Origin of the sequence: Paenibacillus sp. BT-177 (assembly GCF_025846815.2) — a bacterium.
Lineage (GTDB): Bacteria > Bacillota > Bacilli > Paenibacillales > Paenibacillaceae > Paenibacillus > Paenibacillus polymyxa_C.
In genome coordinates this window covers 217,987-240,542 of the sequence record NZ_JAOYTP010000005.1, presented here as the reverse complement: position 1 = coordinate 240,542, position 22,556 = coordinate 217,987, and the positions used below count along the sequence as shown (strand labels likewise).

At 46.1% G+C, this 22,556-nt stretch carries 19 protein-coding genes and 1 riboswitch; of the genes, 15 read left to right on the top strand and 4 right to left on the bottom strand.

The features are described 5' to 3' along the window. The first annotated feature begins 67 nt into the window (after positions 1–67). Positions 68–724, top strand: a complete 657-nt coding sequence (locus OIU26_RS17365) for a YheC/YheD family protein (RefSeq protein WP_264217521.1) — start codon at positions 68–70, stop codon at positions 722–724. A gap of 282 nt (positions 725–1,006) precedes the next feature. Further along, positions 1,007–1,150, top strand: coding sequence for a sporulation histidine kinase inhibitor Sda (locus tag OIU26_RS17360; RefSeq protein ID WP_007431918.1), 144 nt, complete (start codon positions 1,007–1,009; stop codon positions 1,148–1,150). 159 nt (positions 1,151–1,309) lie between these two features. On the opposite strand, the gene OIU26_RS17355 is transcribed toward OIU26_RS17360, so the two are convergent. Further along, the gene (locus OIU26_RS17355; RefSeq protein WP_013372889.1) at positions 1,310–2,314 is read right to left on the bottom strand and encodes an NAD(P)/FAD-dependent oxidoreductase; all 1,005 of its coding nucleotides are present in this window, start codon (positions 2,312–2,314) and stop codon (positions 1,310–1,312) included. A gap of 236 nt (positions 2,315–2,550) precedes the next feature. Between OIU26_RS17355 and OIU26_RS17350 the strand changes: the two genes are divergently transcribed. The 4 genes from OIU26_RS17350 to OIU26_RS17335 all read left to right on the top strand — a co-directional run bounded on the left by OIU26_RS17350 (position 2,551) and on the right by OIU26_RS17335 (position 7,000). Further along, positions 2,551–3,741, top strand: a complete 1,191-nt coding sequence (locus OIU26_RS17350) for an NAD(P)/FAD-dependent oxidoreductase (protein ID WP_165081581.1) — start codon at positions 2,551–2,553, stop codon at positions 3,739–3,741. Positions 3,742–3,878: 137 nt separating this feature from the next. Next, positions 3,879–4,385 (top strand): MarR family winged helix-turn-helix transcriptional regulator, encoded by a 507-nt coding sequence (locus OIU26_RS17345; protein WP_165081583.1) that lies wholly within the window; start codon positions 3,879–3,881, stop codon positions 4,383–4,385. Between the two features lie 114 nt (positions 4,386–4,499). Further along, positions 4,500–5,837 (top strand): TolC family protein, encoded by a 1,338-nt coding sequence (locus OIU26_RS17340; protein WP_264217520.1) that lies wholly within the window; start codon positions 4,500–4,502, stop codon positions 5,835–5,837. Continuing rightward, positions 5,834–7,000 carry an ABC transporter permease gene (locus OIU26_RS17335; protein WP_031462159.1) on the top strand — a complete coding sequence of 389 codons (1,167 nt, stop codon included), beginning with the start codon at positions 5,834–5,836 and terminating at the stop codon, positions 6,998–7,000. The genes OIU26_RS17340 and OIU26_RS17335 overlap by 4 nt, the downstream gene beginning before the upstream one ends. A gap of 187 nt (positions 7,001–7,187) precedes the next feature. On the opposite strand, the gene hemQ is transcribed toward OIU26_RS17335, so the two are convergent. After that, positions 7,188–7,967: a hydrogen peroxide-dependent heme synthase gene (gene hemQ, locus OIU26_RS17330; RefSeq protein WP_264217519.1), complete on the bottom strand. Its 780-nt coding sequence runs from the start codon at positions 7,965–7,967 to the stop codon at positions 7,188–7,190. A 342-nt stretch (positions 7,968–8,309) separates the two neighbouring features. On the opposite strand from hemQ, the gene OIU26_RS17325 reads away from it, so the two are divergent. The 4 genes from OIU26_RS17325 to uvrC all read left to right on the top strand — a co-directional run bounded on the left by OIU26_RS17325 (position 8,310) and on the right by uvrC (position 13,559). After that, entirely contained in the window at positions 8,310–9,827 is a 1,518-nt protein-coding gene (locus OIU26_RS17325; protein ID WP_264217518.1) for a DnaD domain protein, read from the top strand. Positions 9,828–9,925: 98 nt separating this feature from the next. Then, positions 9,926–10,873: a primosomal protein DnaI gene (gene dnaI / locus OIU26_RS17320; protein ID WP_013372880.1), complete on the top strand. Its 948-nt coding sequence runs from the start codon at positions 9,926–9,928 to the stop codon at positions 10,871–10,873. A 124-nt stretch (positions 10,874–10,997) separates the two neighbouring features. After that, positions 10,998–11,315 carry a thioredoxin gene (gene trxA / locus OIU26_RS17315; RefSeq protein ID WP_010347861.1) on the top strand — a complete coding sequence of 106 codons (318 nt, stop codon included), beginning with the start codon at positions 10,998–11,000 and terminating at the stop codon, positions 11,313–11,315. 159 nt (positions 11,316–11,474) lie between these two features. Then, the gene (uvrC, locus tag OIU26_RS17310) at positions 11,475–13,559 is read left to right on the top strand and encodes an excinuclease ABC subunit UvrC (RefSeq protein ID WP_264217517.1); all 2,085 of its coding nucleotides are present in this window, start codon (positions 11,475–11,477) and stop codon (positions 13,557–13,559) included. On the opposite strand, the gene OIU26_RS17305 is transcribed toward uvrC, so the two are convergent. Then, positions 13,528–15,258 (bottom strand): type II CAAX endopeptidase family protein, encoded by a 1,731-nt coding sequence (locus OIU26_RS17305; protein ID WP_264217516.1) that lies wholly within the window; start codon positions 15,256–15,258, stop codon positions 13,528–13,530. The two genes, uvrC and OIU26_RS17305, sit on opposite strands and share 32 nt — an antisense overlap. 261 nt (positions 15,259–15,519) lie before the next feature. After that, positions 15,520–15,672: riboswitch (cyclic di-AMP (ydaO/yuaA leader) on the top strand. A 409-nt stretch (positions 15,673–16,081) separates the two neighbouring features. Here OIU26_RS17305 and OIU26_RS17300 point away from each other — a divergent pair. Both OIU26_RS17300 and OIU26_RS17295 read left to right on the top strand, forming a co-directional pair. Next, positions 16,082–17,422, top strand: coding sequence for a TrkH family potassium uptake protein (locus OIU26_RS17300; protein WP_264217515.1), 1,341 nt, complete (start codon positions 16,082–16,084; stop codon positions 17,420–17,422). Between the two features lie 18 nt (positions 17,423–17,440). Then, positions 17,441–18,118, top strand: a complete 678-nt coding sequence (locus tag OIU26_RS17295; RefSeq protein ID WP_013372875.1) for a potassium channel family protein — start codon at positions 17,441–17,443, stop codon at positions 18,116–18,118. A 5-nt stretch (positions 18,119–18,123) separates the two neighbouring features. On the opposite strand, the gene OIU26_RS17290 is transcribed toward OIU26_RS17295, so the two are convergent. Further along, entirely contained in the window at positions 18,124–19,029 is a 906-nt protein-coding gene (locus OIU26_RS17290; RefSeq protein ID WP_058711984.1) for a LysR family transcriptional regulator, read from the bottom strand. A 226-nt stretch (positions 19,030–19,255) separates the two neighbouring features. Here OIU26_RS17290 and OIU26_RS17285 point away from each other — a divergent pair, with 226 nt between their 5' ends. From OIU26_RS17285 to sdhB, 3 genes are all read left to right on the top strand, one after another. Further along, the gene (locus tag OIU26_RS17285; RefSeq protein WP_264217514.1) at positions 19,256–19,930 is read left to right on the top strand and encodes a succinate dehydrogenase cytochrome b558 subunit; all 675 of its coding nucleotides are present in this window, start codon (positions 19,256–19,258) and stop codon (positions 19,928–19,930) included. Between the two features lie 93 nt (positions 19,931–20,023). Beyond that, positions 20,024–21,769 carry a succinate dehydrogenase flavoprotein subunit gene (gene sdhA / locus OIU26_RS17280; protein WP_013372871.1) on the top strand — a complete coding sequence of 582 codons (1,746 nt, stop codon included), beginning with the start codon at positions 20,024–20,026 and terminating at the stop codon, positions 21,767–21,769. A gap of 19 nt (positions 21,770–21,788) precedes the next feature. Next, a complete protein-coding gene (gene sdhB / locus OIU26_RS17275; RefSeq protein ID WP_013372870.1) occupies positions 21,789–22,556 on the top strand; it encodes a succinate dehydrogenase iron-sulfur subunit in 768 nt (255 codons plus the stop codon).

Genomic DNA, 22,556 nt, shown 5'->3' with positions numbered 1-22,556 from the left:
CATCCAAGAATAGCACACCCCTATTGAGTATGTATAAGTATACCTGACGGCGAAAGGAGAGAATTAGATGAGACAACTCGCCAGCAAATGGCTAAAGACGAAGGCCCTCCTCCATCATCCACATACCGCCGTTTATATACCGGAAACCTGTCTATATAGTGAAGAACAATTGCGCATGATGCTGCGGCGGCATGCTTTTGTATTTATAAAACCCGTAAAAGGAGGCGGAGGGGGCGGAGTCATGCGCGTGGCCAAGGAGGGGAGGGGCTATACCTGTACGCGTATGGAACAAACATATCGGTTCAGCCATTTTAGTGCGCTTGTAGTCGGAATCGATAAGCTCCGAATCCAACGTCCGTATCTCATTCAGCAAGGTATTCAACTAGCAAGTATCCAAGGTAGACCTGTTGACTATCGAGTCAAAGTCGTAAAGGAAGGGGGGAAATGGGAGTTTCGTGCAGTGGTGGCGCGTCATGCTCGTCCCGGACTGGTCATAACGAATCTGTGCAAAGGAGGAACTTTGTTGAAGGGAACAGAGGCACTTCGGATGATATATCCGCGACGGCTAGCTATACGAAAGCGGCGGGAGATCGTTGAACTTACACAGCACTGTATTCCTATACTCGAAAGGAGATTTCCCGGGATCGGACAACTGGGATTTGATTACGGGCTTGATTGGAATGGACGGATATGGATTTTAGAGGTAAACACAAGGCCTCAATAAATTCATGTTTTTTTCAAAAAGTTTCCATTATAATCTATTAACAAGATGCTAAATATAATATATTTGTATAAACATAAAAAAAATTTTTTTTGCGTTTAATCGCCAAAATTCTGTGTATAAATATTGTCCACATTATCCCCTGTCACATATAAGGGTTAACGACACTTACCAACAATTTATACACAGGATTTCCACAATTGACTGTGGATAACAGAACGCTTGTTCCGTTTTTGGTATTTTGATAGAATAGATTTTGAAATAAAAGGAAAGGTTGTGTCGAGGATGGCTATGCTGACGGATGAAATGCTTTTGGATTCCTATCAGATGGCAATCGAGCTTAAACTTGAATGTGACTTCATTGCACTGTTGCTGGCTGAAATTCACAAAAGAAATCTAGAGATGAATACAGCCGTAGTCCTTCATTAGACCGGACAAGCTCTCGTACTGCGACTGTAAAGTCATTCAGGGTTCGGATGACTTTACGGACAATCACTGCAACGAATAGGCACACCGTAAAAAAGGGTATTTCACTCCAGAGATTCAAACCTGGAGTAAAATACCCTTTTTTGTCATAGTCTAAATTAACTACATTTTCATGTTACTGCTGTGACCGGGAGACAACTTGGCGTCTGGATCTACATAGACCTTGGCGTTGTTGACTGCCGTAGGGGCTTCACCAAAGCCAACCGCGATCAGCTTGAGCTTGCCTGGATAGGTGGTGATGTCTCCTGCAGCGAAAATGCCAGGAATATTCGTCTCCTGACGAGAATCGACCACGATGGAGTTACTTTCGATTTCAATTCCCCATTCAGCAATCGGGCCAAGTGTGGATACAAATCCAAAGTTAACAATGACATCGTCCACTTCGATTTCCTGAGTTTCTTTGGTTTTTACATGAGCAAGAGTGACCTTCGTAATCGTATCTTCCCCATGCAATTCTGCAATTTCCGTTGGTGTAATCACGTTTACTTTGGAAGCGAGGAGGTTTTCGACACTGTGTTCATGCGCGCGGAATTTGTCACGGCGGTGAATCAATGTAACCTGTTCTGCAATCGGTTCCAGCATAAGGGCCCAGTCTACAGCAGAGTCACCGCCGCCACTGATTAGTACCTTACGGCCTGCAAATTTGCTCAGGTCGCTGACAAAGTAATGCAGATTCGTTTTTTCAAAACGATCAGCACCTGGAAGCTCCAGTCTGCGCGGCTCGAAAGCACCCACGCCAGCGGTAATGATAACCGCTTTACCATGATACTCGCCACCTTTGTCTGTTTTGACGATGAAGTGGCGTTCTTCTTTCTTCTCTAACGATACAACTTTCTCTTCTAGCTGCACCTCTGGATTAAAATGGTTCATTTGTTGAACCAAATTGTTGACCAGTTCCTGTGCAGTCACTTTAGGAAAGCCAGCAACGTCATAAATATATTTTTCAGGATAAAGGGCTGCAAGCTGGCCGCCCAGTTGGGGCATACTTTCAATTAAGGTGACGGATGCCTGACGCATTCCTCCGTAAAAAGCGGCGAAAATACCGGCTGGACCGCCTCCGATTATGATCAGATCGCGGATCTCCGCACCTGTGGATTGAGCTGTCACTCTAAAAACACCTCCGAAAGGGATAGTATGAATTGTAGATATTGAATCAGCCGCATAGAGGTTCAGATAGCCGCCGAACGTATGATTCACTGCTTATCATTATAAACTGCTGGGTTCCTCTTGCAAAGTTAAAGCGATTAATATTTGATGAAGACTTTCCTGTGAGTATAAATTAACCGTGTTGAGAGAAAAGTTGTGAATATTGAATGATTATGTATATCGGAAGGGGTAGAAGCATGAGCAGTATTCCCAAAATTGTCATTGTGGGCGCTGGATATGGCGGAATATTGACGGCTCAGCAATTGCAAAAGGAGCTCAAGCACAATGAGGCAACTGTCACGCTAATCAACCGTCATGATTACCACTATATTACGACTCATCTTCACATGCCTGCGGCAGGCACGGATACGATTGAGCATTCGAGGATTCCGATTGCGCAGCTCATCGATGAGTTCAAGGTGGATTTAGTCAAAGGAACAGTTAAGGAAATCATACCAACGGAGAAAAAAATCGTGCTGGAGGATGGCTCGCTATCCTACGATTATTTGGTTATCGGACTAGGTGGGGAGCCGGAAACATTCGGTATTCCAGGGATGGATCAATTCGCGCTGACGATTCGCAGTATTAACTCTGTGCGCCTGATTCGAGAGCATATTGAATACCAGCTGGCCCTGTATAAAAATGATGGTAAGCCAGGTCGTCTAAATTTCGTCGTAGGGGGCGCTGGTTTTAGTGGCATTGAGTTTGTAGCGGAGTTGGCGGATCGTCTGCCACAGCTGGCTAAAGCTTACGACATCGATTTTAATCGAATTCAAATCATTAACGTTGAGGCAGCTCCTACAGCATTACCAGGGTTTGATCCTGAACTGGTGGAGTATGCGATGGATGTCCTCAAACGTAAAGGGGTTAACTTCCGTATTGGAGTTCCGATTAAGGAATGCCTGCAGGATGGTGTAATCGTCGGTGAGGGTGAGAAAATTGAAGCCTGCACGGTCGTCTGGACGGGTGGGATCCGTGGGAACGGTTTGATCGAGAAAGCCGGATTCGAAGTAATGCGTGGAAGGGTGAAAATCGACGATTTTCTGCGTGCACCGGGTCACGATGATATTTTCATTATCGGGGACAGTTCTCTGATGTTTAATCCCGAAGGCCGCCCTTATCCACCGACTGCCCAAATTGCAATGCAGCAAGGAGTGCTTTGTGCCAAGAATCTGGCCGCTACGCTCCGCAAAAAGGAGCTGCACAAGTTCGTATTCTCCAATAAGGGTACAGTTGCATCTCTTGGAAAGGGCGAAGCCGTCGCCGTAGTAGGTAAACGCAAAATCAAAGGCTGGGTGGCCGCACAGTTGAAAAAAATCGTAGATCTACGCTATCTGTTCATCATTGGCGGCATTCCACTGGTACTGAAAAAAGGGCGGTTTTTCTAACGTCAGAAGGTTTCCATTACTCCTTGAAAGGAGCTTGGAGACCTTTTTTATTTTAAGGTGAACGAAAAAAAGATATTGACTCATAACTATTCGACGACGTATAGTATGATTACTAATTACAGAGGGGGAGCTTCACGTTGAATTCTGATTTTAAAATCAATGCCGATCCCAAGAGAATAAATTTATTGACTGAAAAATTTCCAAATGTGGACTCCCAATCGTTGAATACGTTCGTACTTTTCGTGCAGGCAGCACATGAAGTGTACAATGGAGTGTCTTCCAGACTCTCGGAATATGGGTTATCTGTAGGCAACCTGAAAATTTTAGTGCCATTGTTTTTACATGAACGTGCATTGACTCCATCAGAGCTGGCTGAATATTCAGGGGTTACTCGTTCAACAGTAACCAGCGTAATTGATAAGCTGGAACGGGACGGCATCATCCGCAGAAGTACGCTGACGGATCGACGTATGACTGCGATCTCCTTGACTGATGAAGGAAAACAGTTAATGACGGAAAAAATTCCGATGTTCATCCAGCTTTTTTCGGAGTTAATGAATGAATTTACGCAGGAGGATCATATTCTATTTGCTACGTTATTAAATAAGCTTTCCTCAGGACTTGAGCGGATAAAACGGAAATAATTAATTTCCTGGCTTAAATAGTTAGACGTCATACTATCAGGTTCCTTATTTGTTTTTGAAAATTATTTTTTTAACTACCATTGGTTAAATCATCATGAAGGAGAGTTTGTTGCAATGAATAAAAAGATCATTGTGTACGTGCTACTTGTTGTCGCATTAGGTACTGGAGGTACGCTGATGGCAATGAGCGGCAAGGATGCTGTGAGTATGGCAGCCCAACAAAAAAACACACTGCTTACGGCAGATACCGTGAATGTTGCTTTTCAGGGTGTAGGGGGAAGAGTAAACACGATTGAGGTGAAGGAAGAACAACAGGTGAAAAAAGGGGATGTAATCATGACTCTTGATCCTGTAGACCTTGATTTGCAAATTGAGAAATTAAAAACGGATATCGCACAGGTTGATGTGAAAATAAAACAGGCTAAAGACGGGCTGCAAAATCAGTCGGAGAAAATTTCAACTTCAGAAAAACAGGGACAATTGGACATTCAAGCCGCGCAAGCAGGAGAGACCTTATTAAATCAAGGAACACGTGCGGAGGATATTCTAAGACAAAAGCTGGCTATTGAAGCAGCACAGCAATCGTTGGACGCAGCTCTGACAGGAGTAGAGACAGCCAAAAGGAATGCGGAAATCGCGCAAAAAACAGTATCATCCAGACAACAGGCTCTGGACTTGGCTAATGTGAATTACAAGCGTATCAAAGCGTTATATGATGCCGGAGCTGGAACCAAAGCAGAACTGGATAACGCCAAAAACCAACTGGATAATGCCCAAATCTTGTTGGATACAGCTAAGGATCAGGTTGAAATTTCTAATAACCAGATTACAGCGGCTAGCAAACAATCGGACATTGCTAGAAATGGGATCGCTCAGCAGCAAACCGCTTTGGATAAAATGGAGGCTGGCGCAACGGCTGAGGAACGCCAGCAGGCTCGTATCAAAACAGAAAAAGCCAAGGAAGCCTTGACTCAAACCTCGCAAACACGAAAAGATGTTAAGAATAGCGAATACAATGTGGATCTTCTGGCTCAACAAAAGCAGGCATTAAGTGTTCAACTCAAAACTTTGGAATTACAGCGGGGACGTATGGTGCTGAAGGCATCCACAGATGGTAAGGTGTCGCGTATTGTACCTAAAATGGGAGAGATCGTTTCTACGGGGGCAACGGGCGCCGTTATCGAAACCAGTCAGCTATACTACGATATTTATGTGGGTGAGGATTCCATGTCACAGTTTAAAGCTGGGGGAAATGTGACTTCGCACGTTGTAGCTTTAGATAAAGATGTCCAAGGCAAGGTGAGGTACATCACTTCTGCTCCTCAGTATACCAACATGAGAATGAGTCGGGACAAAGGTCTGTCGGATATAAGCTCCTTCCAAGTACGGGTGGATGTTCAGCGCACATCTGAATTATTACCTGGAATGACGGTAGAGGTTGTGACGAAATGAAGGCGTTTATAGAAGAATGGAAGCTGTTGATCAGCGGTAAGATGGTTTTCGTTATGCTGCTCGTTCCTATCATAGTAGCTCTAGCCTTTGGATTTGTTTTTAAAAATAATCAGCTTAACGATGCCTCTATAGCAGTAGTCGATTTAGATCATAGCAGTTATAGCCGACAGCTTATTAATAAATTAGATGCATCGCAGTATATTGATGTACGCCATGTGCAAGAGAATGAAGCCGATCCGAATTTACTCTTATATAATGAAAAGTTTTTTGCGGTGATTTACCTCCCGGCTGGGTTGGAGGAAAATAGGATCAAAGGAGTTCAGAGCAACATCGGTTTTTATGTGGATAATACGGTAGGTCAGGCTACTGGAAATCTACGCTCGGCAGTCACAGAGATTATGGCGACGGAAAATGCGATGCTGGCTGGTGGTGGATTAAAGGGCATGGGAATGAGTGACAGCCAGGTTACAGGGCTTACTTCTAATATGCTGCTTCAGCAGCGCCTGTTATATAATCCTACCAATGCTACTTTGATGACCTCGGTTATGGGATTCATTAATACGGTCATGATTTCATTGATTGGTGCTACTGTACTGACAATCGTCCCGCGATTGCGGGAGCAAGGAAGATTAAAAGAGGAGCTTCAGCATTCGTATAGCTTGATTCTTAGGGTGTTACCGTATGCGTTAGTAGGATGTGTGTCCTTTTACCTGTCCATTGGTTTACTTAAGCAAATTGGGGGATTACGCTTTGAAGCGAATGTATGGCAGCTCAGTATTCCATTTTTCCTATACACGATTACGTTGAGTTTGTTTGCGATGGTTTTAGGGTGGAATGCTGCGAATCCTGGAAAAGCTTCCTCACGCCTCATGCTAATTATACTGCCTTCGTTTTTACTGAGCGGTGCTCAATTGCCAGTGGCTATGCTGCCTCCATCGCTGCAATATGTAAGTAACATTCTCCCATTGACCTGGCATTTCAAGTTTTTGAGAGGTATGGGCTTTAAAGGTGGGAGCTTAAAATATTTTATTCCCGAGTTGGGAGGCTTTTTGGTTTTACTAAGTGGTTTGCTGCTTATTATCTTTATTTTGATTGCTCTGGAGAAAAGAAAGCTGGCGAAAAGTGAGAATACATCCGTAGTGGTGGAGCCTGTGATGCAATAATCTGAGCTATTATTTCTTGGCTTATTACCTGGGCAATCATGAAAAATACATTTTATCAGGCGCCCGTGAGGGGGCCTTTTCTCTTCTATTATAGTTTTAGATCTTATAAAAAAAGGATTCCGTCGTCCCGAAAGTGGGAGTTCACGAAATCCTCGGTTTTTTTCAGTAAAGAGTTGATTTCTGCGTCTTACAGCTTCAGCATGTCTTCAAATGTCTCTTCATTCAACACGCTGCCGACATAGAAGGAGCCGAATTCACCGTAACGGGCACTGACTTCATCAAAACGCATTTCATAAATTAGCTTCTTGAATTGAAGTGCGTCGTCGGAGAACAGGGTTACGCCCCATTCCCAATCATCGAAGCCGATGGAACCTGAGATGATTTGCTTTACTTTGCCAGCATAGCTGCGTCCAATTAAACCGTGGCTGCGCATCAAGGTGCGACGCTCGTCCATCGAAAGCATGTACCAGTTGTCATCCAGATCACGTTTCTTGTTCATTGGATAGAAACAAATATAACGAGCCTTGTTTAATACAGGTTTCAGGCGTGCGACAATTTGTGGATTTTGCATTGGATCTTCTTCCTTGCTCAAATAATTACTCAGTTCGACCACACTTACATAAGAATAAGTTTTGGTCGTATATTTGGCGAAGGTTGTTTTGTTGAACTCATTCTCCAATTTATTAAGGTCTTCCAGCGTTTCACGCAGGTGCAGCATAACAAAATCAGCCTTTTGTCCGACTATAGTATAGACAGCCGAGCTGCCCAGGCCTGCTTCCTCGGTAATGCTCCATTCCTTCATAAACTCTTGAAGCTCGTCCAGTGCTCCCGCGCGCTCTTCATCGTCTGCGGTTTTCCATGCCGTCCAGTTGATGGACCGGAAATCGTGAAGCGCATACCAGCCTTCCAGTGTGGAGGTTACTTCGTTGGGTGTTGCTGGGGTTTGTTGAGGTTGATGTTGATTCACGATCTACACTCCTTTACGATCTGTAAATGTAATCGGCTTAGCCGAAATATGTGTACTTCCGTATATCGTTCCTGTATCCAATACGATGTTTAACCATTATATTGTAGCTCAATTTGGAGCTTTTCACCAATGAAAGAAGTGTGAAGAATATTATTTTTCCATGATGCAGGTCACAAAAGTCATAAAATAGTTAGTATTCTCGAAAAAAGAAGAACTCGGACGAATACGGCTGCCAAAAAGGAGGACAATTGCCCTTATTTTGTTGGTCCCACCCGAGGGCAAGTATGATAGAATAGTAAAACATCTTGGAGAACGTTATGTCAGGAAAGGAAGAATGTCGGAATGCGGATGAAAAACCTGCTGCACTATACTGAGAACCACCGCTACTGCGTTTATCGGGAATTTGGCTTGAGCGCACTGGATGAATTGATGCTGGGAAGTGTCTATCAGCCGATGGTAGGCGCATTTGCGGTCAGTCTATATCGACTGTTGTTCCAGCATGTGCCAGTCGGACAGATCGGTTATTCGCCGTTGGAACAGCAACGTCGACTTTTTCTGACACTGGGACTGGAGCCAAGTGAGAAGGGACGCAAGTATTTGATTGAACAGACCTCCAAGCTGGAGGCTGTCGGTCTGTTGCAGACGTCCAGATTGTATGCGCCTGAAACGGACGATTATATGTATGAATATGAGATGCAGCCACCGCTCGCACCTGCTGAATTTTTCAGAACGCAGCACCTCACCCTTTTGTTGAGAGACAAAATCGGTAAGTTTGCAGTGCTTTCTCTGAGAGAATCGTTGTGGAGCAGGGAATCTAGCGAATGGTCGCAATCTTCCCATAATAAAGAGAATATTTCGGTTCCGTTTTATGAGCTGTTTGAGCTGAACACCCATGTTATCGATTATGAGCTGGAACAGGCGCTGTCCGAGGTGTCCACGAGCCGTCAGACTGGAGCATTAGCGTCCGAATCGGAGGAAGCATTGAACTATGCCGATATTATTCTTCGTTTTCCGCGTGAATCCGCCAATCGCAAGCACGTGGAGCGTCTTCGATTTGAACACGAGCAATTAGGTATGGTCAATTACGTGGTACGTAAATTTGATCTCTCTGTACAGGATATCAGCCGCTTGCTGGATGAGGACGGCATTTTTACCGAAGCAGGTGACTTATTGCTCGACGAGCTTCAGCTTCGGGCTAGCCAGCACTCCAGGCAGGAACGGAAGCGTCAGGAGGAACAGCAGGTGCAGGCCGCCAAGGTGGTTGCCTTGCGCCAGAGGGAAACTTCCACACCTGATGAGCCGCCTGCAGAGCAGGCTGTGGAAATGGAGTTTTATGTAGAGGTACCACCACAATTCACAGCCAAGTGTGACATTCACCAATATAATATGATGCTGCGCAACGAGCCTTATCGCCGTTTGCTGCAAACCTTTTTCCCTGGCACGGTTCCCGGTAACCTGCTGGATATATTCGAGAAGATAGATATCAGCTATAAGCTGCCTGGTGAAGTCATCAATGTGCTGATCCATTATTTAATGTCACTGCTCGTATCGGGGAGCGATCAACGGATTAACCGCAACTTTGTCGAGGCCGTTGCCTCCAACATGCTGCTAAAGCAGGTAAACACTTACGAAAAAGCCGTTCAATATATAAGGGATCAAGCCAAGGTAAAAGGAAAACAGTCTACTGCTTCTTCTTCGGGAGGCAGATCCCGCACGTATGCCAAAAACAATGGGCCTGCCAAGCCGTCTATTCCGATCGTACAAGATCAACCTTCCGAGGAATCCGTATCCGAGGAAGAACTGGATGAACTGCTTCGCCTGGCCGAACGACTGCAATCCGGTAAACAGAAAAAGGTGTAATGGAAGCCAATTCAATAATGTGTCGACTTTATGGCGGTCGGCAGCGAAGCGTCAATCGCCCTCCATAACTCTGCACATTTTAGAAAGGAGGAGTGTCCTTGGAATCACTCGGTGATTTGCTACAGCAGATGCAGAACCCTTCGTTTCGCCAACGCACTCGCAGCGTAGCCGATCAGGTTCTAAATGATCCGCTGGTGAAGGAATTTTGTGCTGCCCATCCTGATGTGGACGAAACGCAATTGCGACTTAATATGAGTATGCTCTTTCAGTATACCCGGGATCGTCGAAATTGCGACAACTGTCCGGGACTGGAACGGTGTCCTAACGATTTTCAGGGTCACTTTTGCAAGCTGGGCGTGGAGTACCCAAATGGAACAGCGGAAATGGTGGACATTCGGACCCCGTGCGCCAAGCTGGTTGCTTCTCAGCATGAACAACGGGTGCGCGAGCGAATTAAAAGCTTTTATGTAGATGAGCGCGCGCTGTTGGAAGGCTATAATGCCGTTGAAATTGCGCGCAAGGATTTGCAACGCGTGCCTGCAGTAAATCAGGTATTCCGCTATATTGAGGAAACCAAAAGTCAGGGTTTATTAAAAAAAGGGCTGTACCTGGAAGGTACGTTTGGTACGGGAAAAACCTTTTTGATGGGCTATCTGTTGCACGAGTTGGCTCTGTCGGGTTTCAACGGTGTGATTGTGTACATGCCTGATTTTGTGGAGGACTTAAAATCCATGATTCAGGATGGACAGAAGCTCAAGGAAACGACTGAAATGCTTAAAAATTGTGATCTACTTGTATTTGACGATATTGGTGCTGAAAATTTGAGTCCATGGGTACGGGACCATGTAATGGGCTCCATTTTGAATTACCGAATGAACCGCAAACCGACCTTTTATACTTCCAATTACTCGCTGCAAGGGCTAGAGAAGCATCTTAGCTTTACAAGCAAAGACGGAGAGGAAATGTACAAGGGACAACGCTTGATGGACCGGATTCGTCCTTTTGTAGATGTCATTACCGTCAAGGGGAAAAATCAGCGAGGATAAGCGGTATTTTCCTGCTCTTTTGATATCTTACAATTAAAAGACTATTGTGATATAATTAAAAGGTGTCGAAACAGACATTACAGGTTATAATAATCTTGACTTTTCTATAAAGGAGGAACATACAATGGCAATTGTTAACGTGTCCGATCAATCCTTCAACGCAGAAGTCGAAGGCACAGGAACCGTTTTGGTTGATTTTTGGGCGCCATGGTGCGGTCCTTGCAAAATGATCGCTCCAATTCTGGAGGATCTGTCCACAGAAGTTGGCGATAGTGTCAAAATCGCGAAGGTGAACGTGGATGAAAATCCAGAGTCTGCTTCCCGTTTCGGCGTGATGAGTATTCCTACCCTGATCGTCTTCAAAGACGGACAGCCTGTTGATAAAGTGGTAGGCTTGAACTCTAAAGAAGCATTGAAAAGCATGCTTACTAAACACCAATAATCATGGAATGTGACCCATGCTCCTGCGGGGGCTTGGTGGAGCGCCATGAACAGTCAATGCCTCCGGTTATATATACCGGGGGCGTTTTTGTGCATTATTCCTATATAATATAAGTAGTTAGTTGAGTAGTCATTAAGAATGGAAGGAGGAACCGGGCGAATGAAATCCTATGCGGAGGACTTGCAGAACCAGGAGAAGGCGCTGGAGAATATACGGCACAAATTAGCATTGCTGCCGGATGCATCAGGCTGTTACCTGATGAAGAACAGCGAAGGCACCATCATTTATGTCGGCAAGGCCAAAGTGTTGAAAAACCGGGTTCGTTCCTATTTTACAGGTAGCCATAACGGCAAGACGCAACGACTGGTTGCCGATATTCGTGATTTTGAATATATCGTTACAGGCAGCAATATGGAGGCGCTCATTCTGGAGTGCAACCTTATTAAAAAGCACCAGCCGCGTTATAACGTGCTGTTGAAGGATGATAAAACCTTTCCGTACTTGAAAATTACGAACGAGGCACACCCCAAGCTGGAGGTAACCCGTCGCGTTCTGAAAGATAAAGCGAAATATTTTGGACCGTACCCTAATTCCTACGCGGCACATCAGACGAAAAAGCTGCTGGATCGTATGTATCCGCTGCGCAAGTGCGGTGTGATGCCAAAAGAAGTGTGTCTGTATTATCACATGCATCAGTGCTTGGGACCTTGTGTGAAAGAGGTTGAGAAGGAAACATATGACCAGATCAGTCAGGAGATTGGTTCCTTTTTGAGTGGAGGACATGAGGAAATTAAAAAGGATCTCCAACGTAAAATGCAGGAGGCCGCAGAGGAATTGTACTTTGAGCGTGCCAAGGAGCTGCGGGATCAGATTATTAGCATCGACGCGATGATGGAAAAGCAGAAAATCACCACATCTGATGCGAAGGACCGGGATGTATTCGGCTTTTCGGTAGATAAGGGCTGGATGTGTGTACAGATTCTATATGTCCGTAAGGGTAAAATGATTGAGCGCCATATGTCGACTTTCCCTTTCTACGGTGAAGCTTACAGTGATTTTATGTCCTATGTGACGCAATATTACAGTGACAACCCGGCAGTGCCGCAGGAGATATTGTTGCCGGATTCTCCTAAGCTGATGAAAGCAAAATCGACTGATGTCGATCAACCGATTGCAACAGAAACTGAGCTTTACAGTGCAATTACAGCTGAGACAACCGGGATTACAGATGAGGAAGCAGTACAAACGGAGTCAGACCGTTCTGCTGATCCACTGCGGGTAGCCGAAGCACGGGCAGCTTATGCAGAAGGAACGAATCAAGCTCAAGTTGGTGACCAAGAAACCGGGGAAACAGAAACAGAAACTCAACTATCCGGTGGACTGGAGGACCCATCTACGGCAGCTCTCGCTCTGGCTGAATGGTTGGATGTAAAAGTACTTGTGCCACAGCGTGGGCTGAAAAAGCAAATGACGGGTATGGCGACGGAAAATGCACGTGTTGCTTTGGATGAGAAGTTTAAACTGATCGAGCGGGATGAGGAACGGACCTCCAAAGCTGCAAGCAATCTGGGACGTGCCATTGGGCTGGATAGTCTGCATCGGGTAGAGGCGTTCGATAATTCCAACATTCAGGGTTCCGATCCAGTGTCGGCCATGATCGTCTTTATTGACGGTAAGCCTGCCAAGAAAGAGTATCGAAAATACAAGATCCGTTCTGTGCAGGGACCAGATGATTATGAAACGATGCGTGAAGTTATTCGGCGTCGATATGAACGTGTGCTGAAGGAAAATCTTGAACGTCCCAATTTGATCATTGTCGATGGCGGGCGTGGACAAATTAAAGCGGCAACCGATGTATTGGAAAATGAGTTGGGCTTGTTTATTCCTGTGTGTGGTTTGGTGAAAGATGCCAAACACAGAACTTCCCAACTACTGATGGGAGAAACATTTGAAGCCGTGACGCTTGCGCGCAATAGCGAGGAATTTTATTTGCTGCAACGGATTCAGGACGAGGTTCACCGTTTTGCAATTACGTTCCACCGGGAGCAGCGCGGCAAATCGATGGTAACTTCCCAGTTGGACTCCATTCCGGGCATTGGAGAGAAACGGCGTAAGTTGCTGCTTAAGCATTTTGGGTCGCTCAAAAAAATAAGAGAGGCCAGCGTCGAAGACTTCCGGCCTCTCTCTATTGGGGATAAACTTGCTCGTCAGATTATAGCTGCCCTTCGGGAGGAGGAGTCGTAGAATACGGCTCCTCTTTTTTCATGGGTTCAAACATGATTCGATTAGGTTTTTTGGGACTAAACCAGTAAATGATGTAGCCTACAATAGCCGGAAGTAAGATCCAGAATAGGCCGGCGCTCACATTCACGGTGTCTCCCAGACTTATCACACTAAGTCCCATTAATATGCTGTCAAAAATAACGTGGCTGAACATGGCAGCGATAAAGCCGTAACGCAGGAACACGAAACTAAACAGCAAACCAAGAAAAGTCAGTTCAATTGGTCTTGAAATCACCGGATAGATCGGATAAAGCGTATGTCCCAGTGCCCAAATAAGCGTAGTGATCAGACAAGCAACAAACGTATTCTTGACTATTTTTTTTACCATCGGAATACCAAATAGACGGTAAACAGTTTCTTCTCCAATACCTGCCATCCAAGCCATAATCGGCAATAGCCATGGATAAGCCATATTGTAAGGGGACTGCGTGGCGTCTGTAGTGGAGAACGTATTAAATGTGCGCTCCAATACAAAGAACAAAATGGATTGTACGCCCAGTAAAATGAAGGCCCACAAGTAACCAACATACATACTGCGAAGCACATACAGTCCGTAGCCTGGCTCTTTGGCCCGTGGCCATGCATTTAGTCCAACCTGACGCATAAGCCCGTCACCGCCTACCAAGGAGAAATAGATAGCTACAGCCATGAAGAAGGTAACACCAACCTGGAATACCATAAGAAATATAAGCATGCCCTTACTGCCTGCTTCAGCTTGCAATAAAGGTAGCATGTTCATTGTCCCAGCTATACTAGCAATAAAGTATACAATGGACAGAATAATACCGCGAACAAATGAAGTATGTCGTCGGGTGAGTGACGCATACACAATGGCAAGTACGCCCAGGACAAAGCTAAATAGGGCATAACCCGCATAAGTCATCCAATTAGCCCAGTATGTTTGCTTTTTAACATAGTCGGTATAGGACGAAGGGGCCGAAAAGCTTTGGGTAAACGAGCGAACATCCCCGTCTTCAAAAGTAAAAGCCAGCGTAAGTACCGAGGCGCCGATTTTCTTTCCGTCCACGGTATATTTTAATCCACCTTCTCCCTCAGTGGTCGCGAGCTTCAATTCAGATGGCTTAAAGCCAAAGCGTTTGATCCATATTGCTGCAGCCTGTTCCTTGGCTTCGAGCGTCATGTCACCCTCAGCTACACGTACAAGTCTGCTTCGTGCTTGTTCATCTGTAGAAACATCAGCCTGTGTGTAATTGGTGCTGGAGGTGATCCGTTTAAAGCTAACGACCTTCCCAGTGGATAAATCCACATGGATTTGCAGCTTGCCCTTCGCTGAGGAGTCAGGCAAATCAACCCGAAAGGTTTCATATGGATAATTTTTTTTCCATGTACGATCGTACTCTTGAACCAATTTTTCTCTGGATAAATACCCGTACAAATCTGTTTCAGCCTGATAGGTTACGACGGGCTTCTCTGGCTGTGATTCCGTATAGCCCAGCTCGGAACGGGCGAAGTCCAGGGCGTGTATGACCGCTTCTTGTTTGCTGATGACCTTTGCATTCACCAATGATTCCGGACTTGGATTGCTAATTGAGGGAATAAGCAATTGAAAGATAAAAAAGCAAATCAGGCCAACCCCGCCCAGCAAGCCTAATTTTTTGAAGTTGGCCGTGAGCACGACCGGTTTCCCGATAGGATTCATGAGTTTCCTCCTTAATCTGTAAATAAGAACATCCATTAAAGATATCATACTGCACAGGTTCCCGCCAACAGACCAGCGATATTCATGAAAACAGAGTGAAAGCACTTTAAAGTTTTAATAAAATTAGATAAGCTGTGATTAACCGATGTCTATTCGCGAATTAAAGCCAATTTCACGTTTTTTCGGCGAAATCGGTTTTGTGATCTGGATAGAGAAGGATTATAATCTTGAGGCAATGCCTATGAAATATATGGGTAATGATATACATTTAAGCCGAATTTCTATGAGAAAACGGGGGAACCATGTTACTGGGGTGAATTTTACAGCCGATCCTGATGGACCGGAAGTGTAAATAGGGCATACTGTGCTGTCCGAATCCGTCAGCTAACCTCGTAGGCTGTGGGCAGGAACCAAGTCAGGCACTCGGTTTTCCGGTGTCTTTTTTTGTGTGTATAAAAGTGTTTGGATTGGTTAGACCGCTGCGGGTTCAGATTATTCTTCTGATTGCTGTTATCCCCGGATTTTTTTTGATTGTATAAACCCTTTAATGGTTAAAATCCGGAGATAAAGGCAAACGCTTCGCTTCTTCAGAACAATTCTGCCCCCTTCGCTGCTGCTCGCCAATAGCACAGGGAGCCGAGTAGTGTTTGACATGCATTCTTCCTGTATTCAGGGAATGTTAATTATAGCTACTTAAGGTTTGGAAAATCAAAAAAATCAGGGGCAACGACGATCGGAAGATAAATGGAACGCGTAGCGGGCTTACACCGTATTAAGTCACTGTTTTTATAGTTTTAAGGATTAGGAGAGAAGTGATGAATAGATGAATCCCAATGCACGCTGGCTTCGGCTTTCTCCACCGCAGATATTCGTTGCAGGCTTTGCCATTATCATTCTAATAGGTAGTTTATTGTTAATGCTGCCCATCTCTAATACAACTGGAAAACCACTTGCGTTTATAGACGCTTTGTTTACTGCCGCGTCCGCGACCTGTGTAACCGGACTTGTCGTTAAGGATACAGGGCTCTTTTTTACAACCTTTGGTCAAATCGTTATCGTTGCGCTGATCCAGATCGGTGGTCTTGGCTTTATGACCATGGCTACCTTGATCGCGCTGGTGTTCAAACGTCGCATTTCCTTGCGGGAGCGCCTTATTTTGCAAGAAGCGATGAATCAGACCTCTGTCGAAGGAATTGTTGGATTGATCCGCAAGGTGCTATGGTACTCGCTGATGATTGAGGGAGTATGTGCAGCTATTTTTTCGATTCGCTGGTCATTTGATATGCCTGTCGGCAGGGCGATTTATTTTGGAATCTGGCATGCCATTTCCATGTTTAATAACGCTGGTTTTGATTTATTCGGTGAATTTCGCAGCCTGACAGGTTATGTATATGATCCGATTGTTAATTTTACAGCCATGTTTCTCATTATTTCGGGTGGTATTGGTTTTGTAGTGATGTCTGACCTGGCAGATTATCGCAAGCGTAAGAGACTATCCTTGCATACCAAGGTGGTACTCAGCATGACAGCTGCTCTGATTGTCGTCGGGACGCTTGTCATTTTTGTATTTGAGTTTACGAATCCGAAGACGCTTGGCTCGCTTGATTGGGGTGGTAAACTGCTGGGTTCTTTATTCCAGTCCGTTACCCCTCGCACCGCAGGTGCCAACACGCTGGACATTGCAGGCTTGCGGCAGGCTACGCAGTTTTTTATCATCATACTCATGTTTATTGGGGCTTCGCCTGGCTCCACTGGAGGCGGGATTAAGACCACTACATTTGCTCTGCTCATTGGAGCGGTGTTTTCGATGCTGCGGGGACGGGAAGACATTGTGCTGTTCCGGTACCGACTTGCGCAGGCACGCATTTATAAGGCTTTGACTATTACCTTGCTGGGGTTGCTGTTCGTGATTGGGGTGACGATGATTCTGTCCGCAACCGAAGATCATCATTTTCTGATGATCTTGTTCGAGACGGTGTCTGCCTTTGGTACGGTAGGACTGTCCATGGGGCTTACACCTGATTTGACAGTTGTAGGCAAACTGGTGATTACTCTGACGATGTTTGCAGGCAGGCTGGGTCCACTCACGCTAGCTTATGCACTGGGACCGAAAAAGGGTAAGGAATTGTATCGTCATCCAGAAGGTAAAATAATTATAGGGTAAGGGAGTTTTCGAGTAGATATGAAAACGCAGCAGTTTGTAGTCATTGGCTTGGGACGGTTTGGCTCAAGCCTGGCTTTGCAATTGGTGGATATGGGGTGCGAGGTACTGGGCATTGATCGGAATGAGGATGTTGTGGACAGTATGAGTGAGATTCTGACACATACTGTCGTGGCAGACGCTACAGATGAGGATGCGTTGCGGTCACTGGGCATCCGTAATTTCGATTGCGGCATTGTTGCAATCGGTGATGATATTCAGGTAAGCATCCTGACCGCCATTTTGCTGAAGGAGCTGGGTGTGAGAAAAGTCGTAGCCAAAGCTATATCTGTACTGCATGGGCGTGCGTTAGAGAAGCTTGGGGTGGACCGAGTCATTTATCCGGAACGAGATATGGGTATTCGGGTAGCGCATCAGCTGGTCACGCCTAATCTGCTCGATTATTTGGAGCTGTCCAAGGAATACAGCATTGTGGAACTCAATGTGCCTGCATGTCTGAATGGCAAAACGTTAGCAGAATTAAATGCTCGTACCCGCTTTGGTTGCAGCATCGTGGCACTTCATACGGCGAATGGTATTTTGATCGCGCCGACAGCTATGGATCGGCTGAAAGCAGACGATATTATGGTCATTATCGGCTCCAATGACAATATCGGCCGCTTTGAGGATGAGGTCGTTAATGTCAATGAAGAGGGTTAAATTCTCTACACCATACGGTAGCCTGCAAACGATGCACGTGTCTCGCTAATCCAGCGTCGTGCTGTCGGGCCGAGATCGGCCGTTTCTGAGTATATGAGGGAGGTCGTTCGGCGTGTCTCCTTCAAATCAGGCAAGTACAATGCAGTAAGTCCATTATCTCGCAGCAGTTCGCTGCGCAAGTAGGATTTGGGCAGCAAAGCGGATGCCTTGCAGGTTGGAAGCAGACGTACAATCGCCTCGAAGGAGTCGATTTCCATGCGGATATCCGGCATAATACCGCTGCGCTGGAACAAGTCATCCGTCAGGCTGCGGTACCAGGTTCCTTTGGAGAAAATGATCATCGGCAATCCTTGCAGGTCCTTCATTGAAGCCGTTCCTGTCTTGACAGTTAATTCATGTCCGATGGGGACGACTAGCTCCAAATGATCGTCAAATAACGGAATGCAGCGTAATCCAGCTTCATGAATGGCAGACCCGACAACGCCGGCGTCTGCTTTTTTGTCGCGTACAAAGGCGACGATTTCATGCGTTTTGCCGGTGAGCAGCTTTAGCTCAGTCTGAGGATGCTTGCTCATGAAAGCCTCGACGAGGGTAGGCAACGTCGTTTGGAGTGTCGTAAGACTTGCGCCCAGAGTAAGCATGCTCTGGGCTTCATTTTTGTGCTGTGACAGCTTTTGTAAGAAGCGAAGCTGACGTTGCCGTTGCTCCAGCGCGAAAGTATATACAAATCGGCCAGTTGATGTAATTTCGAGCCGTTTGCCCCGACGATCAAAGAGATGGACACCCAGCTCTTCCTCCAGCTTGGCAATTTTGCGAGACAGGGCGGGTTGGGACAAATTCAGCAGTTTTGAGGCTTTATTCAAGCTGGACTGCTCGACAACGACGGCAAAAGCGTTCAAATCCTCAAACAAATCTTCCACTTCCTCTCTATATGCAAAAAAGACATAATAATTAATACGTATATTGCAATTCCATTATAAGCCGAAAAGGAGTAACATGAAAGCGACACAAGATGTTCACACTTTTGTTTTTCCTTATAAGGGACACCTTGTTGAACATTCCCTGTCGGGAACTGTCATTTTATATGTTATATTACTATTGAAAACGCTATTATTGGGAGAAGGGAGCATGACCTAGATGAGAGGATTTTATTCCAGAAAGCTGCATTCGCTTCTTGGCGTCATTCCGTTGGCTCTATTTTTTGTTGAGCATTTGGTGACGAACTTCACAGCGGTGGAGGGCGGTAAGGAAGGTTTTAATCGCAGCGTGGCCTTCCTGAATGGTTTGCCGCTGGTTATTGTGTTAGAAACGTTATTCATCTACTTGCCATTACTGTTCCACGGGATCTATGGCTTGTATATCGCTTATCAGGCTGATCCGAATGTCAAAAGGTTTGGCTATTCGCGTAACTGGCGCTTTTTGTTCCAGCGTATTTCCGGAGTCATTACGTTTGTATTTATTATCTGGCACGTATACGACACACGCTTTCAGGTGGCCCTGGGTAATGTCACTCATGAGGAGCTAGGCGGCGTAATGCATGGCATAGTAACGAACCCGGTCTATTTTATTTTGTATTTAATCAGTGTCGTTTCGGCATCATTTCACTTTGCTAATGGATTGTGGGCATTTATGGTCAGTTGGGGGATTACCGTGGGACCACGTGCCCAAAAAGTATCTTCCTATATCTGTATGACCCTGTTCGTGGTGGTGTCGATCGGCTTCGTTGCTTCCCTGCTTGCATTCCGTAGCGCGGAATTCCAAGAAACGGCAACAGTCTTGGTGCATTGCAGCGCTTTTAAACAGCTACTGTAAACGAGTTATTTAAATTATACATCGTGTTGAGATTCTATTTTGAATGGTAAAAGGGGATTTAGTACAAATCCTGAAAAGAAGGAGTGAGCAGAAATGGCAGCATCCAATATTATTGTCGTGGGCGGCGGTCTGGCAGGTCTAATGGCTACGATCAAGGCGGCAGAGGCGGGAGTCCACGTTCATTTATTTTCTTTGGTTCCGGTCAAAAGATCCCACTCCGTTTGTGCGCAAGGTGGCATTAACGGTGCGGTAAATACCAAAGGTGAGGGAGACTCACCCTGGATTCACTTTGACGATTCAGTCTATGGCGGTGACTTTCTGGCAAACCAGCCGCCGGTAAAAGCGATGTGCGAAGCGGCTCCGGGAATCATCCATCTCATGGACCGTATGGGTGTTATGTTCAATCGGACACCAGAAGGACTGCTGGATTTCCGCCGTTTTGGCGGTACCCAGCATCATCGCACAGCCTTTGCTGGTGCGACGACAGGACAGCAGCTCCTGTATGCTCTCGATGAGCAGGTACGACGCTGGGAATCTGCTGGTTTGGTGACCAAGTACGAGAACTGGGAGTTTTTACAGGCTGTACTGGATGATGAAGGCATCTGTCGAGGGATTTGCGGGCAAGATTTGCGTACGATGGAAGTGAAGACTTTTGCAGCGGATGCCGTTATTCTGGCATCTGGTGGTCCCGGGATTATTTTCGGTAAAACCACAAATTCCGTCATTAATACCGGCACGGCTGCCGGTGCAGTGTATCAGCAAGGCGTTCGCTATGCGAACGGTGAATTTATACAGATTCATCCAACGGCTATACCCGGTGACGACAAGCTGCGTCTCATGTCCGAGTCGGCACGGGGAGAGGGCGGTCGCATTTGGACGTATAAAGACGGAAAGCCATGGTATTTCCTTGAAGAAAAATATCCGGCTTATGGAAATCTAGTCCCTCGCGACATTGCGACACGTGAAATATTCAGCGTATGCGTTGATGATGGACTGGGTATTAACGGCGAGAACATGGTCTATCTGGATCTGTCTCACAAGGACCCGAAAGAGCTGGATGTAAAGCTGGGCGGCATTATTGAGATTTATGAAAAATTTGTCGGCGACGATCCGCGTAAAATCCCAATGAAAATATTCCCGGCTGTTCACTATTCAATGGGAGGCATGTGGGTCGATTACAACCAAATGACAAATATACCGGGTCTGTTCGCAGCTGGTGAATGTGAATTCCAGTATCACGGAGCGAACCGCTTGGGTGCAAACTCACTGCTGTCGGCCATTTATGGCGGGATGGTGGCTGGACCAAAGGCTGTGGAATATATCAAGGGCTTGAAAAAGTCTGCACAGGATGTAGCTTCTTCGGTATTTGATGCCGCAGTCAATCAGCAGACGGAGAAGTATGAGCGTATTTTGCATATGGACGGAAAAGAAAATGCCTATGTTCTTCACAAAGAGCTGGGTGAGTGGATGACGAACAATATGACCGTGGTTCGTTATAATGACAAGCTGGAGGCTACGATTCACAAGATCAAGGAGCTGAAGGAGCGTTACTCGAACATTAACATTAATGACGCTTCGCGCTGGAATAATGCGGGTGCAGCGTTTACACGGCAGTTGTGGAATATGATGGAACTGGCTGAAGCGATGACCAAAGGGGCGCTGCTGCGCAACGAAAGTCGCGGGGCCCATTACAAGCCGGACTTCCCGGACCGCAACGATGAAGATTATCTGAAAACGACGATTGCAGATTGGACACCGGAAGGACCACAAATTTCGTATGAAGAGGTCGACGTTTCACTGATCAAGCCGCGTGTTCGAGATTATTCCAAGAGCAAATAACAGAAGGGAGTGTATTTAGATGTCGGAGCAAGCAGTGAAGTCGAATAAAACAGTGAAGTTCGTGGTTACTCGTCAGGATGAGCCTAATGCTAGTTCCTATACGGAAGAATTTGAATTGGCCTACAGACCGGGAATGAACGTGATCAGCGCGCTGATGGAAATTCAGCGTAACCCGGTAGACAGCCAAGGTAAAGAGACGGCTCCGGTGTGCTGGGAGTCAAACTGCCTGGAGGAAGTATGTGGAGCTTGTTCTATGGTGATTAACGGCAAGCCACGTCAGGCGTGCGCAGCGCTCGTCGATAAGCTGGAGCAGCCGATTACGATTGCGCCCATGAGTACATTCCCGGTAGTACGGGATTTGGTCATTGACCGCAGCCGGATGTTTAACGCGCTCAAGAAGGTCAAAGCGTGGATTCCGATTGACGGTACCTACGATCTGGGACCGGGTCCTAGAATGGCAGAGAAAAAGCGTCAGTGGGCGTATGAGCTGTCCAAGTGCATGACCTGTGGTGTCTGTCTGGAAGCATGCCCGAACGTCAATGAGAAGACGACGTTCATCGGTCCTGCGGCGATATCTCAGGTTCGCCTGTTTAACAGCCATCCGACAGGGGAAATGAATCAGGAAGAGCGCCTGGATGCATTGATGACGGACGACGGGCTAGAAGGCTGTGGTAATTCGCAAAACTGCGTACGCTCTTGCCCGAAAGGCATTCCGTTGACAACTTCTATTGCCGAAATGAACAAGCAAACGACTAAGCATATGTTTAAGCGCTGGCTGACTGTGTAG